The sequence below is a fragment of the Variovorax sp. 10N420 genome (genome assembly GCF_056394705.1).
The window spans coordinates 40038-56640 of the sequence record NZ_JBFTIJ010000018.1; the positions used below are offsets into that span (position 1 = coordinate 40038).

At 61.6% G+C, this 16603-nt stretch carries 14 protein-coding genes; 9 read left to right on the forward strand and 5 right to left on the reverse strand.

Going from position 1 to position 16603, the window contains the following annotated elements; genetic code table 11:
* Positions 1-80: 80 nt before the first annotated feature.
* Both AC1DEK_RS27770 and AC1DEK_RS27775 read right to left on the reverse strand, forming a co-directional pair.
* Positions 81-1067 (reverse strand): Bug family tripartite tricarboxylate transporter substrate binding protein, encoded by a 987-nt coding sequence (locus AC1DEK_RS27770; protein WP_478128540.1) that lies wholly within the window; start codon positions 1065-1067, stop codon positions 81-83.
* Positions 1064-2758, reverse strand: a complete 1695-nt coding sequence (locus tag AC1DEK_RS27775; RefSeq protein ID WP_478128541.1) for an FAD-dependent oxidoreductase — start codon at positions 2756-2758, stop codon at positions 1064-1066. Before AC1DEK_RS27775 ends, AC1DEK_RS27770 begins: the two co-directional genes overlap by 4 nt.
* A gap of 71 nt (positions 2759-2829) precedes the next feature.
* Between AC1DEK_RS27775 and AC1DEK_RS27780 the strand changes: the two genes are divergently transcribed.
* From AC1DEK_RS27780 to AC1DEK_RS27790, 3 genes are all read left to right on the forward strand, one after another.
* Complete coding sequence (locus AC1DEK_RS27780; RefSeq protein WP_478128542.1) at positions 2830-3759, forward strand: LysR substrate-binding domain-containing protein; 930 nt, start codon at positions 2830-2832, stop codon at positions 3757-3759.
* Between the two features lie 62 nt (positions 3760-3821).
* Positions 3822-4307, forward strand: coding sequence for a helix-turn-helix domain-containing protein (locus AC1DEK_RS27785; RefSeq protein WP_478128543.1), 486 nt, complete (start codon positions 3822-3824; stop codon positions 4305-4307).
* Complete coding sequence (locus AC1DEK_RS27790; RefSeq protein ID WP_478128544.1) at positions 4300-4446, forward strand: hypothetical protein; 147 nt, start codon at positions 4300-4302, stop codon at positions 4444-4446. The genes AC1DEK_RS27785 and AC1DEK_RS27790 overlap by 8 nt, the downstream gene beginning before the upstream one ends.
* A gap of 101 nt (positions 4447-4547) precedes the next feature.
* Here AC1DEK_RS27790 and AC1DEK_RS27795 read toward each other — a convergent pair whose 3' ends face one another.
* Both AC1DEK_RS27795 and AC1DEK_RS27800 read right to left on the reverse strand, forming a co-directional pair.
* The gene (locus tag AC1DEK_RS27795) at positions 4548-6476 is read right to left on the reverse strand and encodes a hybrid sensor histidine kinase/response regulator (RefSeq protein WP_478128545.1); all 1929 of its coding nucleotides are present in this window, start codon (positions 6474-6476) and stop codon (positions 4548-4550) included.
* Positions 6477-6558: 82 nt separating this feature from the next.
* On the reverse strand, positions 6559-6954 hold the full coding sequence (locus AC1DEK_RS27800) for an MAPEG family protein (RefSeq protein ID WP_478128546.1): 396 nt from the start codon (positions 6952-6954) through the stop codon (positions 6559-6561).
* Between the two features lie 91 nt (positions 6955-7045).
* On the opposite strand from AC1DEK_RS27800, the gene radA reads away from it, so the two are divergent.
* The 4 genes from radA (at position 7046) to AC1DEK_RS27820 (ending at position 11027) form a co-directional block, all read left to right on the forward strand.
* Positions 7046-8437 (forward strand): DNA repair protein RadA, encoded by a 1392-nt coding sequence (gene radA, locus AC1DEK_RS27805; RefSeq protein WP_478128547.1) that lies wholly within the window; start codon positions 7046-7048, stop codon positions 8435-8437.
* 218 nt (positions 8438-8655) lie between these two features.
* Positions 8656-9066, forward strand: coding sequence for a hypothetical protein (locus AC1DEK_RS27810; protein WP_478128548.1), 411 nt, complete (start codon positions 8656-8658; stop codon positions 9064-9066).
* 454 nt (positions 9067-9520) lie between these two features.
* Positions 9521-9994, forward strand: coding sequence for a hypothetical protein (locus AC1DEK_RS27815; protein WP_478128549.1), 474 nt, complete (start codon positions 9521-9523; stop codon positions 9992-9994).
* A complete protein-coding gene (locus AC1DEK_RS27820) occupies positions 9987-11027 on the forward strand; it encodes a serine/threonine-protein kinase (protein ID WP_478128550.1) in 1041 nt (346 codons plus the stop codon). The genes AC1DEK_RS27815 and AC1DEK_RS27820 overlap by 8 nt, the downstream gene beginning before the upstream one ends.
* 652 nt (positions 11028-11679) lie before the next feature.
* Here AC1DEK_RS27820 and AC1DEK_RS27825 read toward each other — a convergent pair.
* Positions 11680-14055: a hypothetical protein gene (locus AC1DEK_RS27825; protein ID WP_478128551.1), complete on the reverse strand. Its 2376-nt coding sequence runs from the start codon at positions 14053-14055 to the stop codon at positions 11680-11682.
* Positions 14056-14186: 131 nt separating this feature from the next.
* On the opposite strand from AC1DEK_RS27825, the gene AC1DEK_RS27830 reads away from it, so the two are divergent.
* Entirely contained in the window at positions 14187-14600 is a 414-nt protein-coding gene (locus AC1DEK_RS27830; RefSeq protein ID WP_478128552.1) for a PaaI family thioesterase, read from the forward strand.
* 144 nt (positions 14601-14744) lie between these two features.
* Entirely contained in the window at positions 14745-16559 is a 1815-nt protein-coding gene (locus tag AC1DEK_RS27835; protein WP_478128553.1) for a DEAD/DEAH box helicase, read from the forward strand.
* The last annotated feature ends 44 nt before the right edge of the window (positions 16560-16603 follow it).

Consider the following 16603-nt stretch of genomic DNA (forward strand, 5'->3'; position numbering starts at 1 on the left):
GAAGCCCTCATTTACTTAACATGTTAAATGATTGCCTTGTGACCCCTCTTCGGGTTAACCCTCGCGCCCCCTCGGGACGATCAATCGATCGTCGTGCCAGAGAGGCGCACCACTTCGCCCCAGCGCTTGGCTTCGGTCTTCATGTAGGCGGCCAACTCGGCGGGCGTGCTCGATCGCGATTCGAGCCCTTCGCGCTCGAGCTTCTGGCGCAGATCGGGTTGCGCGAGGATCTTCGCGATTTCGCGGCTGTAGCGTTCGGTGATTTCCGCCGGGGTGCCCGCGGGCGCGACGATGCTCTGCCATGCCACAGCCTCGAATCCGGCCGTGCCGGGAATACCGGATTCAGCCACCGTCGGCACTTCAGGCACGGCGCTCTGGCGCTTCAGCGAAGTGACGGCGAGCGCGCGCAGCTTGCCGGTGCGCACGTGCTGCAGTGCCGGCGCGATGTCCGTGAACATCAGCTGGATCTGACCGCCGAGCAAATCGGTCAGCGCCAGCGCGCTGCCTTTGTAGGGCACATGGCTGAGCTTGATGGAAGTCGCTGCCTTGAACATTTCCGGCCCCAGGTGCTGCGGACTCCCGTTGCCGGCCGATCCGTAACTCAATGCATCGGGCTTGGCTTTCGCGAGCGCCACCAGCTCGGCGAGCGAATTCGCCTTCACCGAAGGATGCACCACCACCATCAGCGGCACCGCGCCGATCAGCCCCACCGGCGCGAAGTCCTTGGCCGGGTCATAGGGCAGCTTCTTGTAGAGCCACTGGTTGATGGCGAGCGTCGTGCTGGTTGCCACGAGCATCGTATTGCCGTCCGGTGCGGCGCGGGCGACCTGACTGGCGCCGATCGCGGTGCCGGCGCCCGGCTTGTTGTCAACGATGACGGTGCGGCCGAGCGCGGTGCCGAGCTGCTGCGCGATCAGCCGGCCCAGCATGTCGGTCGTGCCGCCCGGTGCGTAGGGCACGACGATGGTGATCTGACGGTCGCTCTGCGCGAGGACCAAAGATGGCCCGGCGGCGCAGACGGCGGCGGACAGGGTGCCGATGTGGCGGATGACTTGACGGCGGTTCACTGGACGGTCTCCTTGTCTTTCTCTTCGGATTGAAGTGCGGGGGCCGTTCCGGCGCCGCGCACTAGGTCGATCAATGCGATCGGATCGGCAGGTGCCGCATCGCCGCGCCACGCCACGTGCTGATCGGGTCGCGACAGCACCAGCTTGCGGTCGTAGAGCGTCGCGGCATCGGCGGAACGAAGATCGAGCACCGTCAACGGCACGCCGCGCGAAGCTGCAGCGGCTTCGATCGAACGGACATCGACATTCGGATCGCGCCGCAACAGCGTGTAGCCGGGGCCCATTGCGTCGTAGAGCGATCGGCCATCGTCGAGCCAAAGATGTGGCGTGCGGCAGCCGGGCACGGTCGATGGCGTGAAAGTGGCCATGGTGTAGGCCGGCGCCGGTTCGCCGTCGTAAACGATCAGCGGCGAACGATCATAGAAGTAGCCGAAATTGAGCCCGCCGCAGCAATACTGCTGCACGTTCAGGTCATAGAGCGCGCGCCCGGTGGCTTCGCGCAGCGCGTCGCCTTCCGCGCTCGGCGCTTCAATGCCCGGCGGCACGCCCTCACGCTGGCGTTGCAACGCGATCGCGTGGTTCATTGCAAAGTTCGACACCTGCTCGGTGATCGGCTGGCGTTCCGCTTCGTACGCATCCAGCGCGGCCTCCGTGGCCCAGCCTTGCAACCGGCCCGCCAGCACCCACGACAGATTCATCGCATCCGCGATCCCTGCATTCATGCCGTAGCCGGCCATCGGAATCCACAGGTGCGAGGCATCGCCACAGATGAACACGCGCCGGTCGCGGAACCGGTCGGCCACCAGACGCCGCCCGATCCAGTCCTCCTTCGAGATGATCTCGTACTCGAACCCGGGGCCGACCCCCAGGATCTCGCGGATCGCCCAGTCGCGGTCGACCGCCTCGAAGTCCGTCTCGTCCGCCAGCAGATAGTTGTGCAGCAACCAGGTCTCGCGCCCGTCGATGGCGTAGACGTTTCCGCAGCGCCGCGGATTGAGCGAAAACGTAGCCCAGGCAGGCGCGTGCTTCAGCAGCCCAAGCAGCGCCGGGGCACGAAAGTAGGTCGATTGCACGCGGCCGACCACATCGGTGCCGTGCAACTGCGCGCCGATCTTCTTGCGCACCATCGAGCGCCCGCCGTCGCAGCCGATCATGTAGCGGCAGCGGATGCGCACCGGCTGCCCATTGTCGAGATCGACGCCGTTCGCCCACACGCCGTCGTCATCCTGCGTGAAGTCGTCGATGCGCGTCCGGTTGCGGATGCGCAGGCCCTGCACCGCTTCGGCATGCGCGAAGAGCACCGGCTCCAGGTAGATCTGGTTGATGCGGTGCGGCGGCTCTGGGGTCGGCCACCCCGTGTCGGGGCCGCCCGTGGCCGTGTAGCGATCGCGCCGCGCGGGGATCGGAATGCGCGACAACTCGTCGCCCGTCATCGTCGTGCGGTAGGCCACGTCGTTCGGGTAGTCGGCAGGCAGGCCGCTGTCGCGCAGCTTGGCGGCAACGCCCAGCCGGCGAAAGATCTCCATCGAGCGGGCCGACACGTGGTTGCACTTCACGTTCGGCGGTTCGCCGCGATGGCGGATCTCGGCCACCAGCACGTCGATGCCGCGCTGCGCCAGATCCATCGCCAACGTCAGTCCGACCGGGCCGGCGCCGACAATCAGCACCTGCGTTTGGAGTTCTTCACTCATCGCTCTTTGTCTCCAGAAGTCTCAGCCGTCCATTAAAAGCCGATGTGCATCGGCTCAAAAATGAAGCTTTCATGGCGATTCATAAAAAACCGTTATCTATGCGCGGCCTGCCTTCCGTGCGGCAGTTGCGCGCTTTCGTCGCCGTGTATCACAGCGGCCAGCTGTCGAGCGCGGCGGACCAGCTTGCGCTGACGCAGCCGGCGGTCAGCGTGCTGCTGCGCGAATTCGAGCAGCGCATGGGCGTGCGCATGTTCGATCGCACCACGCGTTCCCTGCGCAGTACAGAGGCGGCCGACCAGGCCATCGTCTTCGCCGAACGCGTGCTGGCCGAACTGGACGCGCTCGGTTCCGCGATGTCTGATCTCGCCAGCGGCCGGCATGGCCGCGTGCGCGTGGCCGCCACGTCGACCATCGCGCAGACCCTGATGCCGAAGGCCATGCAGCGCTACTTCGGCACGCATCCGGACGTGCAGGTCAACATCGACGACTGCGCGCCCGGTCAGTTCGTCGAACGCATCCAGAGTGAGCAGGTGGACTTCGGCGTCGGGACGCTCGACGGCAAGGTCGCCGGGCTGGAAGAACGCATCTTCGTGCGCGACCACCTGAGCGTGATCGTCGACCGTGGCGTGCGGTTGTCATCGTCTGCGCAGATCTCGTGGAAGCAATTGGCCGCGCATCCGCTGATCACCGTGAAGCCGGGCTACGGCGTGCGCGGCAGCATCGATCGCGCCGCCGCCCAGGCGGGCGTGGAACTGAAGATTGCGCACGAGGTGACTTTGCTGGGCACCGCACTCGCCATGGCAGCGAGCGGACTCGGCGCTTCGGTGCTGCCCGCGTCGATCCTCGCGCACGCGAGTTACCCGAATCTGGTGGCGAGGCGACTTGTGCGACCCACGGTGGCGCGCAACATCGCGGTGATCGTCAAGCGCGGCCGATCGCTGTCGCCAGCGGCCGAGGCCTTCGCGGAACTGCTGACGCGCGAATTCGGCGCGAGCCACTGAGCACCAAGAAACGTTTCTCATTATTGACAAAAAGGCATGTTTGCACATAATGAGAAACACTTATGCCCGCTCGCAGCCCCGAACTCACGACCCAATCCGCCGAGGCTCTGGCTGCCATCGGTGCCACCGTGCGCCGACGCCGCAAGGACCTGGGCATCAGCGCGGTGGCCGCTTCCGAAGCTGCGGGCATTTCGCGCGTGACCCTGCACCGGATCGAAAAAGGTGAGCCCGCGGTCACCATCGGCGCATACGTCAAGGTCCTGGGAGTGCTCGGCCTTCGGGCACTGATCAGTCCGCTAGAGGATTCTGCAAACTCTTCCGCGGCGAATCACCGAGGATGGCTTCCCGCGCGCGTTCGCATTGCCGACTACCCCTGGCTCAAGCAACTCGCGTGGCAGGTTCATGGCCCGCAGGAATTGACCCCGCGCGAAGCGTTGAGCATCTACGAGCGCAACTGGCGGCACATCGATCGTTCGACCTTGTCGGCCAGCGAGAGCAGTCTCATTGAAGCCCTGCGCCTTGCGCTCGGGAGCGACCCTGTTGTTTGAACGGCCCCGTCACCGCCGCATCGCGCGCGCACTCGAGGCTCTGGACGGTACGCTGCTGCGTCAACGAGCCTGTCTGTTCGGCGGAGGCACTGCGATCGCGCTGCAGCGCATTCGCGCATTGCGGCGCGTGCTGGCGTGACCTGCGCGGGAGCTTGCCCGCACCCGGTGCGCGAATGAGGGCGCCTTCCCTGCAGTCGACGTCTGCACCGAATGCGATTGGCTGAATCAGTGAGAAACGCTTCAACTTGACAAGCGCGCGCTGTCGAAAGGCGGGATGCCCGCATCGGCCGGCGCCGCACACAGCTCTCGAAGTCGCTTCGCCAACTGCTCGGGCTGCACCGGCTTGAACATCACCACCAGACCGCTGTCGTAGGCGGCACGCACGAGCACCGGGTCGGTGTCGCCGGTGATCAGGATGACAGGCAGCATGCGCCCGGCCTGCGCTCGCAGGCGGTGCGTAGCGCCGATGCCGTCGAGTTCGCCGGCCAGCCGGAAGTCCACCAGCATCGCGTCGAGCCTCGCGCCTTCGCGCGCCACTACGACGCTGGCCTCGTCCACCGTCTGCGCGGTGTGGATGGCAGCGCAGTAGGGCGCGAGCCATATGCGCATGGCGTCACAGACTGCGGCCTCGTCATCCAGCAGCAATACGTGCAATGGTCGCTCGGGCATCGCTGCACCAGCGCTCTCCAAGCTGGGCACAGGCGCACCGGCAACGTTGGCGAGCGCACTGGCCTGCGCGGCGGTGCTGGGGCGCAGCGGCAGCTCGATCCAGAACACGCTGCCCCGGCCCGGCGCCGAATGCAAGCCCACCTCACCCTCCAGCAGCACCGCGAGCCGCCTGACGATCGCCAGCCCGATTCCGAGCCCGCGCACGCTGTCGCGATGCAGGTTGTCCACCTGGTAGAACTCATCGAACACGCGCGACAGGTGCGCGGCGCCGATACCGCGCCCCGTGTCCCACACGGCCAGCCTGATGCGCCCGCCGCGCGGCCGCGCGCTCACCAGCACGCCGCCGCGCTCGCAGTACTTGAAGGCGTTGTCGACGAAGTTGAACAGCACGCGCAGCAGCAGATCGCCGTCGCTCACGATCTCGCACGGGATCGGGTGAAAGCGCAGCTGCAGCCCGGCCGCGGCCGCGCGCTCTTCATACAGTTGGGACAGGCGCAGGAAGATCTGATCCACCGCCACTGGTGCGAACACCGGCTGCACCGCGCCAGCGTCGATCTTGGAAATGTCTAGCAATCCGTTGAGCAGACCGCTCACCGACCGCGTGGCCTCCACCACCTGATCGGCCAGCCGTTGCGCCGGAGTACCCTGCACTTCGCGCCGCAGCGCCTCGGAGAACAAAGCCAGTGCGTGCACCGGCTGGCGCAGGTCGTGGCTGGCCGACGCGAAGAAGCGGCTGCGCTCGGCATTCAGCCGCTCCAGGTCGTGCGACTGGGCCATCAGCTGTCGCGACAGCTCTTCCTTCTCGATCTGCGAACGCAGCCCGGCGCGCAGCAGTTCGCCTTGCTGGCGCGCAAAACGCCACGCCACGATCGCGTACAGCAGGATGTAGGTGCACAGGGTCCAGCCGACCGCTCCGCCCTGGACCGCGGCGCGTGTCGCCATGCCCAGCGCCAGCGGCACGAGCCACATGTAGGCGGCCTTGCGCGACGGCGCCACCACCGGAACGACGCCCGTCATCAGTCCCGATACGAACACCGCCTGCACCGCCAGCCACTCGGTGGGGATCGGCCCCAGCGGCATCAGGAACCACGGCCCCAGGCCCCAGACCACGCTCGTCGCGGTGTAGGGCACGAAGTAGCGCCAGTTGCCGGCGGGTTGGCGTTCGGCGTATTGGGGGGCGGGGTATACCCGCAGGTTCTGTTCGAGGAAGTACAGGCGCACCATCAGCACGCCACACACCAGCGCCACCCACAGAAAAATGGCAAGCCGCGGGCCGGTGAGCGCCGAGAAGACCGCTGCGAACACCGCCACCGCCATCAGGCCCTGGCGCACGGCCGCATGGCCCAGCACGAACAGCCGCCGGCGCAGCCGGTCTTCCAATTCGCGATCCAGCAGCGCGCCCTCGGCGAGATCTGCCACGGGCCCCAAGCGATCCGCCTCGCCGGCCGAAGCCTGCGTTGTGAACCCCTGGCCGGAAGGCTGATCGAGGCTGGCCGTCATGGTCGGGTGAGTCTAGCGCCGGGACGCTGCGGCGGCGACTTTTGCGGCGCTGCATCTTCCGCGCGCCTGCCGCGGGTTGCGCCTACAAAATGGCCATGATCATCATCACCAGACCCACGATGCTGATCGTCCAGATTGCAGTGCGCAAATAGATGATTCCGGCGTAGTACACCGGGATGTACAGCACGCGGGCCCAGAAGAATATTTCCGCCCCCAGGGCAACTTTCGGATTGGTGGCCCCCACTGCATGTGCGACCAGCGCGATCACGGCAAAGAGCGCGAAGTTCTCGAAGGTGTTCCGGGCAGTGCGTTCGGCCCGTCCTGCGAACGGCGTCGCCACTGGCAGGTTGTCGCGATTCCCGAACGCAAGCATGGTGCCGGAGAAGGTCCATCCTCTGACTCGAACGAGGCCCGCGACAAGCGACGTGAGCCACGCAAGTACGGCCATGTAGATCACGAGCTTCAAGGTGGAGGTCATATCAAGCTCCGGGGTGATTGCCATCGAGCAGAGGGTCTCGCGCGCCATTGTGCGCGGAGCGGCGCCCCTGCGCCTCCCTACACTTGACGGCATGGCCAAAGAAAAAACGATTTACGTCTGCACCGAATGCGGCGGCACGAGCGCCAAATGGCTCGGCAAATGCCCGAGCTGCGGTGCCTGGAACACATTGATCGAGCAGGTTGCGGCGCCCGCCGGCGGCACCGCCAACAACCGCTTCGGCACCCAGTTCGCCGCGCTCGCCGGGTCGGCCGAGCTTGCAACCCTTTCAGAGATCGAAGCCACCGACATCGCACGTACGCCCACGGGCATTGACGAACTCGACCGCGTGCTGGGCGGCGGCATCGTCGACGGCGGCGTCACGCTCATCGGCGGCGACCCGGGCATCGGCAAATCCACGCTGCTGCTGCAGGCTGTGGATGCGTTGCAGCACGCCGGCCGAAACGCGCTCTATGTGACGGGCGAAGAAAGCGGCGCGCAAGTCGCATTGCGCTCACGCCGGCTCGGGCTGGAGCGATCGCAGGTGCAGGTATTGGCCGAGATCCAGCTCGAAAAGATCATTGCCACGCTCGACGCCACGCGGCCGGCGATTGCGGTGATCGATTCGATCCAGACCGTCTATTCAGACCAGCTCACGTCGGCGCCCGGCTCCGTCGCGCAGGTGCGCGAATGCGCGGCGCACCTCACGCGCTTTGCCAAGGCCAGCGGCACGGCCGTGGTGCTGGTCGGCCACGTCACGAAAGAAGGCGCGCTCGCCGGGCCGCGCGTGCTGGAGCACATGGTGGACACGGTGCTGTACTTCGAAGGCGACACGCATTCGAGCTTCCGCCTGGTGCGGGCGATCAAGAACCGCTTCGGGGCGGTGAACGAGATCGGCGTGTTTGCGATGACCGAGCGCGGGCTCAAGGGTGTGGCGAATCCGAGCGCGATCTTTCTGAGCCAGCATGCGGAGCCGGTGCCCGGGAGTGTGGTGCTGGTGACGCTGGAAGGCACGCGGCCGATGCTGGTGGAGATTCAGGCGCTGGTGGACAACGGCGGGCCGAGTCCGAGGCGATTGTCGGTGGGGCTGGATCGGGATCGGCTGGCAATGCTGCTGGCGGTGTTGCATCGGCACGCGGGCGTGGCTTGCATGGATCAGGATGTGTTCGTCAACGCCGTGGGCGGGGTGCGGATCAGTGAGCCGGCGGCGGACTTGGCTGTGATGCTGGCGATCACGTCGAGCTTGCGGGGGAAGCCGTTGCCCAAGGGGTTCATTGCGTTTGGGGAAGTGGGGCTGGCCGGTGAGGTGCGGCCGGCGCCGCGTGGGCAGGAGCGGTTGCGGGAGGCTGCGAAGCTGGGGTTCAGCGTGGCGATCGTGCCGAAGGCGAATGCGCCGCGGAAGGGGGCGAAGGAGATTGAAGGGCTGACGATTCATGCGGTGGATCGCATTGAAGAGGCGTTGGATATCGTGAGGCAGATGCAGTAGCAATAGCGCTCGATATACTGCCCAAGTCGCGCAAAAGGGCGCGATCGGGATTGGTCTCCCGTGCAATCTCTGCGGCGACGGTCGCAGTCAGCCTGCAAGGTTTTGCGGCCTCGTCGCGTTCGTGCCCCCTTTTGGCGGCTCGGCGGGCGGGCGCAAGCCCGGCCGGTTTCTCGCAAGAGGTTGCCCGGTAGACCAACTCGTCGAGCCGCCGCCCTCGATTGGTCTCGGGAGCGGCGGTTTGTGCAAACCGCAATCTCTTGGGAGGCCAAAAAATGGCTAAGTCTGATCGCACCGCCGCGAGTTCTTCCGGCAACTCCAAATCCACAAGGCGCAAAGCCGTCAGACGCCGAACGGCGACAAGTCCCGCGCTTCAGAAGTCAGCCGAAAACAAAGCGGCCCGCAATGCCGCGCTACGCGTCGAGGACGAGTTCAACAACCTGCGCGCGGCGCATCGTGCGTATGCCTGCGTGCAAAGCTTTCTGACGCCGAGCTATCTGCAGGAAATCGAGGAGTTCCGCATCCAGCCGATCGAGTTGAGCGCTTTGATGGAGGTGATCAACGCGGAGATGGTGCGGCGCATGCAGACGGTGACGGCTGCGATTCAGGCGGCGCGTGAGGCGCTGCACTAAAGACCAGTGAAAGCTCGGTCTCGGCTTGCGGCTTGTTGGCCGCTCGTCGTGGGCTGAAGTCTGTGCCTGAGCCTCGCTCCAGCCATCCGTTGCACGCGTTCGGAAACAACCTCTGATGGGAACCGCGCTTGCCGTTCACCAGCTGCGGGCCCCTGATTGTTGGAGAACGTTGCCGCCGCCTGCCCCCATTGCGATGAGTACCAGCACAACGGTCGGGCGCACAGCGCCCCAGATCCAGAACGTCTTCGGGTGGAGGTTCTGGCGCGTGGCGCGTCAGCGATCGAACCCATCGGGGGTTGGCTTCCTCGATGCCGTCTATGTCGCGCACGCCTGAAGGGTGCCATGGCGCTACAGTCGCTTTCTACGCAGTCGGCAGCTGTAATGCGCAGGAGTGGCGGAATACTGTATGCTCATACAGTATTAGTTCAGACTGTCGATGCAACAAAACTAGCCATTGGACCAAGTACTGACCATGAGATGTCTAGGTATTCGAGCCGCGCCCACGGTCGTCACCTTTGCTGTGTATGACCACTCACAGAAAAAAATCCTCAACGTTGAAGAGATCAGGATCGCTGCGGCCTTCGACGTTCCCGATAAGTTGAAGTATCTGAGAAACAATCTTTTGGATGTACTTCGAGAGTACCGCATTGAAAAGGCTGGCGTTCGCGTCACCGAGCCAAGCGCCCAGCAAGCAGATACCTTTCGAATTCAAATGGAAGGGGTGATCCAAGAAGCTTTTGCGAGCAGTGACCTCGCCCACTATTACGTGGGGCACATCTCCAACATATCGTCAAAAATAGATATCCCGCGCGCTGACTTTAAAAAGTATATCGACGGCGAACTCGATTGGGATATGGAAAACTGGTCCGAATTATCCAAGGTGGAGCGAGAGGCTGTGCTGTGCGCGATTGGGGCGTGCAATGCTTAATCCGATTAGCAAGGCGGAAGTAAATTTCGAATTCAAACGGGAAATTGGACTAGAGGGCGCGAATTCTCGTACGTTTTTGGCTCACGATCATCAACTGGATGCCGAAATCGTAATCAAGCAAGTGCCGAAGGCATCTTTTGATTCGGTTAGTGCTTTTTTCGATGAGGCGCGTATTCTGTATTTGAGCGTTCATGCGAATGTCGTGGAGATTTGCTACGCATGCCAAGATCCGGATAATATTTATATTGCGCTTCCGTATTATTCCAACGGATCGTTAAACACATTGCTCAATAGCCGTCACTTGACTGTCCGGGAAATTGTGGTGTTGGGGAGTCAGATCGCCAGTGGTCTACATAATATCCATTCGAAAAAGCTTATTCACTTTGATGTAAAGCCTGACAACGTTCTCCTTTCAAATCGTGGTGAAGCGTTGCTGAGCGATTTTGGTCTTTCCAAGCGGATGTTGCCGAATGGAGTGGCCGAACAAGATCGTATGTACGGGAAGATGCGCCCCCCGGAAACCTATGTCACCGACCAATATGGGCCGGCATTCGATATCTACCAGTTTGGAGTGACTCTTTATCGGATGTGCAACGGAAATCGCGCCTTTTATTCTCAATACGAGAAATACCGAAAAGGCGATGGTTCGTTCGACCGAGATTTATTTAAATTCGATGTTCAAAATGGTAGATTTCCAGATCGTAGTGTCTTTGAGGAGAGAGTTCCTGAACGAATGCGGAAACTCGTCAAGAAATGTCTTGAGGTAAATCCTGCTGAGCGCTTCCGATCCATTATTGATCTCGCTAACGAATTGGCGAAGGTCGACGACCGCCTTGATTGGATTTACGAAGAAGTCGGCGATGTGCGCACATGGACTAAGAAAGACGATGAGCGGACATACACGTTGACGGTGGACGCCGAGGGTAAATCGGTGGCTGAGAAACACACCAAAGCTCAAAAATCTAAAATCCACGACTACTGTCTTGAAAAAATTACGCCCGCCAAGATTCGGAAATTTCTAGGAGAAACGTAATGAAATCCAAGATTAAAAACGCGAGATCGCTGTATTTGACGCGCGCAAAACTTGGAGGTGCTTGTTTTGCTAGCCAACGTGAATTGACTAAAGACGAATTGTTGCAGCATCAGAGGCGAGATGCCGAGGCAGCAATGGATAGTAGGGGGTACGTCAAGTTCGCCCCGAAAAAATCCCATTAATATTTACAGTATCAGCAGCGAAGCGGAATTGAGCCTTCTCGCTAGTAACTCGCGCACAGATTGAGACTATCTTGCTCCTGGGCGCAGTAGCCAATGAGATACGTGACCGAGTGAGATCCTGAACGAAAGGCCTTGAAGGCGGCTTTCACGGTTTGGCCCGAGTATTGCCACACGAACGGCACGACCGCTCAGGGCGGAATCATCACGGCCCGGCTTGATACAGCGACGGCACATGCGGTGATCCACGATTTCGGGCATGCGAAAACCGTCTTCAGCCTGGAAATCAAGGTCAGCCTCTCTGAGGGTCGGCCGCGGTGACGATTGGGTGGACGTGATCAGGTGCGGCAAGCGGGTGGCCTTTCTTGAGGCTTCGCTTTACAACTCCGCAGGCAAGTTGGCGGCCGAAGCCACATCGTTTCCTGGCACACGAAGCTAGGGCCTTTCTCGCAAGCGTTGCACTGAGTCGGCAGTCAGGATAGCGTCAATGTATCGAACAAGTTCGTTGCAGTCTGCCTAGCGAGGACGCTATACGGGTAACTTGGGGAGCTTAAGCTCACGCCAATGACCGCCATCCCTCGCACACTATCGCTGAACTCTCCATTCATCAAGTCGGCAATGACCGAATTTCGGATTTCCTTGTCGGTCGTTGTGTGCGGATAGCCGGCAATGACGTAGAGCCTTCGAGTTGGCCCCGACTTAAAGATTACGAAGTTGTGTGGCATATCGACCTGCCCGCGCTCGACCCGCCGCATGAGATTCTTGAACTCGCGTTCGAACTTCGCCTGGTCGTCCTTTGTTGTATTGAGCAGAATGAACCCAGTCTCTACCCATCCATCGGAGCGCCTCTCCGAGATGCGGTTGAGTATGTCTCGCCACCAGGTCGTCATAGCAAGTTCGGGCTTGGCGACCTGCTTGCCCTCGCGGGATCCTACGAAATAGGGGTCTAGCTCCTTGGACTTCAAGAGCATGTTGATAGTTGTGCTCTTGTCGTATTCTGTGTTCCCGATGTTGAAGCCCGTGTCGAGATAGAAGCCCAGCAGATCCATTTCGTCCCCCTCGTATTCCATGTGAGCTTCGAATTCGCGGCGCCGAGCAAGATAGTGAATCTTTTCAAGTTCGAGAGGAAGAAGCTCCAGAATCGATTCGAGATCCGTGAGGCTCATCGACGGCGCCAACTCCTCCAATTTTTTATTCGTGATTTGAGCCGCAATCAACTTCTTGAGATTGCTTCCAATGGACCCCAAATGTGAAAGTGTGACGCCCAATGGAATGTAGTACTTGATGGGCGTACTATCGACTACGTTAGTGCCTCCCCGCTTAGTGTTGAACGTGAGCGTCTGCTTCTGATTCTCTAGGTGCCGAATGAATCGGTGCGCTTGGTCGGACGGATCTTCGATCAATTCGCGAAGCGTCGCTGCAAGACGCTCAGGGGCGCCTCGCCGCGCTGGGTCACTTACCGAGGCCGACTTCGCTTCAAGAACGATCGCGAAGCTATCAATGACGACCAACAAGTCGTTTTCGTACTCGACGCCAGATGCAGGGTCTCGCCATAGGCTTCCGCGATACAAAGTCGCGTTTGGAAATCCGGCGCGCATGATGCGTTCTAGCTCATCCTCCAGGTACTTGGACTTCAGGCGTGTGTATTTGGATCTAAGCGCGCCCTCCTCCCAGATCAAGTCCTCTAGGATGTCCATTGCCAAGTGGGGAAAGATGCCCCACATCGCGGAAAAAAACTGGCCATCTTGCAATCGTATAAACGGACGGGAAAGGACTGGATTGCTGAGAATGATGTGATCCTTGTTGAAACCCGCGAGGTCACCAAACTGATATGACAGTCGGGTCAACAGTCCCTTGAGCGCGTCACGGTCCGCGCCGTGTCCGAGAACGTCGAGAGCGTGGTCAAGTGAAAACGAATAAATGTCCTGGAGCTTCAGGTCCGCGTGGGCCATCAAGAGAGCTCGGAGCGTGCCCCTGTTCTTGCGGGCCCTTTCCCAAATTTCAGCCGCTCCGGCGTCGTGAATCCGCACGTTCTCAGGGAATGCGTCGTTGTAGGCCGAGAAGATATCTGTGTGACTTTTCTTGCGGAAGATGGGTCGCAGTCTCGAGATGTGAGCGTTGAGCAGGTCTTCTCGCTCGTCCGCAAGATAGAACAGCATCGTGAACAGTGCTACCGGATCTATTAGATATTTGGCTACGAATTCGGCTCGAATAGCGGAAGCAAGATCAAAGACAACCTTTCGCATCTGATGCGGGTACGCCCAGTTCCGTACGGCCGTTGTCTGGGCCATCATCTCGGTTCGCAAGCGGTAGGCTTCGACCTCGTCCCGTGTGGAGTGGGTCTCGGGAATTGCCAAGTATCGGAGATTCATGGTTTGACCGACTTCGATCATCTCGTTCTTGAGCATCTCCATGTTGCCTTGGAGCGGAATGAAGTTGAAGCTTCGCGGTTGATAGAGCGCGAATGCCTGCATGATCTCCAAGAAGTGATGCGGAAACTCTAGCTTGCCGACTGCCTCGGGATCAGTTCCTTCAGGCAACGAGACGAAGTAGAAAGCGCACATCGACAATACGTGGACGGGGTCGTAGTCAATGAGCCACTTCTGAATGCGGGGATACCGCTCGTCGAACTCTGTCTTCGCTTGGTCCCCTATAGCTCGCAGGAGCGCGAGACGCTGCTCCCACGACAAGTCGTCTCTAACCAGTTTCGGCACTTGGAAGATTTTCATCTTCGGCGCTTCCCAAGCCTTGAGTTTCGGCTCCTGTTGTTTTAGCGCGCGCGCTTGTTGCCGTTTCAGTTCCTTCTTCTTGCGATTCTCGCGGCGCTGACTTTTTGTAGGTTTAGGCATGTTTCTACTCTGTCATAGCCACTAATGAGGGTCAACGAAAGTACCGAGCGATGCATACATCCGCGATGCCGCCCCGTCGAATAGCCGCCTCCCGGCACGACAATGCCCCACCTCCACCAGCAATCGCACCCATGAACGACGACTTGGACGCACGGATCCGCTCAGGCAAGGCGCTGAGCGAATCGATGGGCAACTTCCACGTGACCGAATGGGACCCCGAACGAAAGGCACTGAAGGCGGCATTCACGGTTCGGCCCGAGTATTGCCACACGAACGGCACGATCGCCCAGGGCGGATTCATCACGGCCTGGCTCGATGCGGCGATGGCGCATGCGGTGATCCACGATACCGGGCATGCGCAAACCGTCTTCAGCCTGGAGATCAAGGTCAGCTTCTACGAAAAGGTCGCCCCCGGCGAGGGCTGGGTCGAGGGACGAGTGATCCGACGCGGCAAGCGGGTGACCTTCATGGAGGCCTCGCTCTACAACCCCGCAGGCAAGTTGGCTGCCGAAGCCACATCGACCGGGATACTGGCCGACCTCTAAAGCGGAGGGACGGAAGACTCGAACACCACGAATCCAGGCCGGGATATATTGCACAGTTCGCGCCTCGTTCATCCCTTGCAGAAGTGCCGGCCGAGGAGCGCCCCAGCCATGATGCCAAGCTGACCAACCCGGCGAATCTCTCCAATGGCTGTCCTGATCCCCGCCCTCAGCACTTGCGTCGCGCGCATGACCTCCGGCGAGCGTCGCCTGGCGGAACGGCTTCAGCAGAAGCTCGACGACGACTACCTGCTTTGGTTCGACGTGCCCATCGGCCCCAAGCAATGCCATCCCGACTTCGTGGTCCTGCATCCGCGCAGCGGCCTCCTGATCCTTGAGACCAAGGACTGGCGCCTCGACACGATTCGGGAGGCCAGTCGCGGCGACTGGCAGATCGTGCCCGAAGGTGTACCCAAGAGCGTGCCCAACCCTATCGAGCAAGCCCGACACCAGAGTCTGCAGGTGGTCGATGCCCTCAAGCGCGACGCACAGTTGGTGCAGCACGAGGGCAAGTGGCAAGGCATGCTCACGTTTCCGTGGAGCTACGGCGTCGTCTTCACGCGCATCACCCGCAAGCAGTTTGAAGCGGCTGGCCTTTCCCGCGCCATCGAGCCGCACCGGGTGGTCTGTTCCGACGAGATGCTCGAAGACGCCGAGCCCGAAGCCTTTCAATCCCGGCTGTGGGACATGTTCCCGCAGCTCATGCGCGGCACGCTTTCGCTGCCTCAGATCGACCGCGTGCGGTGGAACCTGTTTCCCGAAGTGCGCGTGGCCGATCAAGGTTCGCTCTTCGACGATGTGGACGAAGAGGCGGCCATCCCCGATTTCCTGCGCGTGATGGACTTGCAGCAGGAGCAGCTCGCGCGCAGTCTTGGCGACGGCCATCGCGTGATCCACGGCGTGGCCGGCTCCGGCAAGACGATGATCCTGGGCTACCGCGCGGAGTACCTGGCCAAGGCCACGTCCGCCGGTGCGAAGCCGGTGCTCATCCTTTGCTACAACGAGCCGCTCGCGGTCAAGCTGCACGCAACGATGGGGGCCAAAGGACTGTCGGATCGCGTGCACGTCCGGCATTTCCACAAGTGGTGCCGCGATCAGCTGGTGGCGTTCGGCCAACCACTGCCGCCCAACGAACTGCCGGTGGGCGCCAAGATGGATCGGATGGTGCTCAACGTCATCGAGGGGGTCGACCGGCGGATGATTCCGTCGGGCCAGTATCTGGCAGTGCTGGTCGACGAAGGCCACGACTTCGCGCCGGAATGGCTCAAGTTGGTCACGCAGATGGTCGACCCGAGCACCAACAGTCTGCTGCTGCTTTACGACGATGCGCAGAGCATCTACGACAAGCGGCGAGGCAAGCCCTTCAGCTTCAAGAGCGTCGGGGTGCAAGCGCAGGGCCGCACGACGATTCTCAAGATCAACTACCGCAACACCCGGCAAATCCTCCAGACCGCGAGCGCGATGGCGTCGGAGCTGCTGCGTCCGCAGGAAAAGGACGATGACGGCGTTCCGGTCCTGCAGCCCGTGAGCTGCGGCCGTGATGGCCCGGAGCCGATCGTCATCGATCTGCCGAGCCCGCGAGAGCAGGCGGACCGCATCGCGGATCTGATGGCGAGTGCGCACAACGAAGGCCACGCCTGGGGCGACATGGCGGTGCTGTGCCGCAGTTGGGCGCTGATGGACGAATGCTCGCGGGCGCTGAGCCGTCGCCGGCTGCCGCACAAAGTGCGCAAGGGCACGAGCGATTTCGATCCGCTGGCCGACGACATCAAGGTGATGACGCTGCATGCGAGCAAGGGGCTGGAGTTTGCGGTCGTCGCGGTGATGGGCGCACGTCAGTCCGTAGCCGGCAGCGAGCCGGCCGCAGCGGATGGCGATGCGCTGGAGGAGATGCGGTTGTTCTACGTCGGGGCGACGCGGGCAACTTCACGGCTGATCGTCGCGAACGCCGCGCAAAACTGACGCGTCTTTCATATAAGGTCAGGCTACCAATCGCCAAACATTGG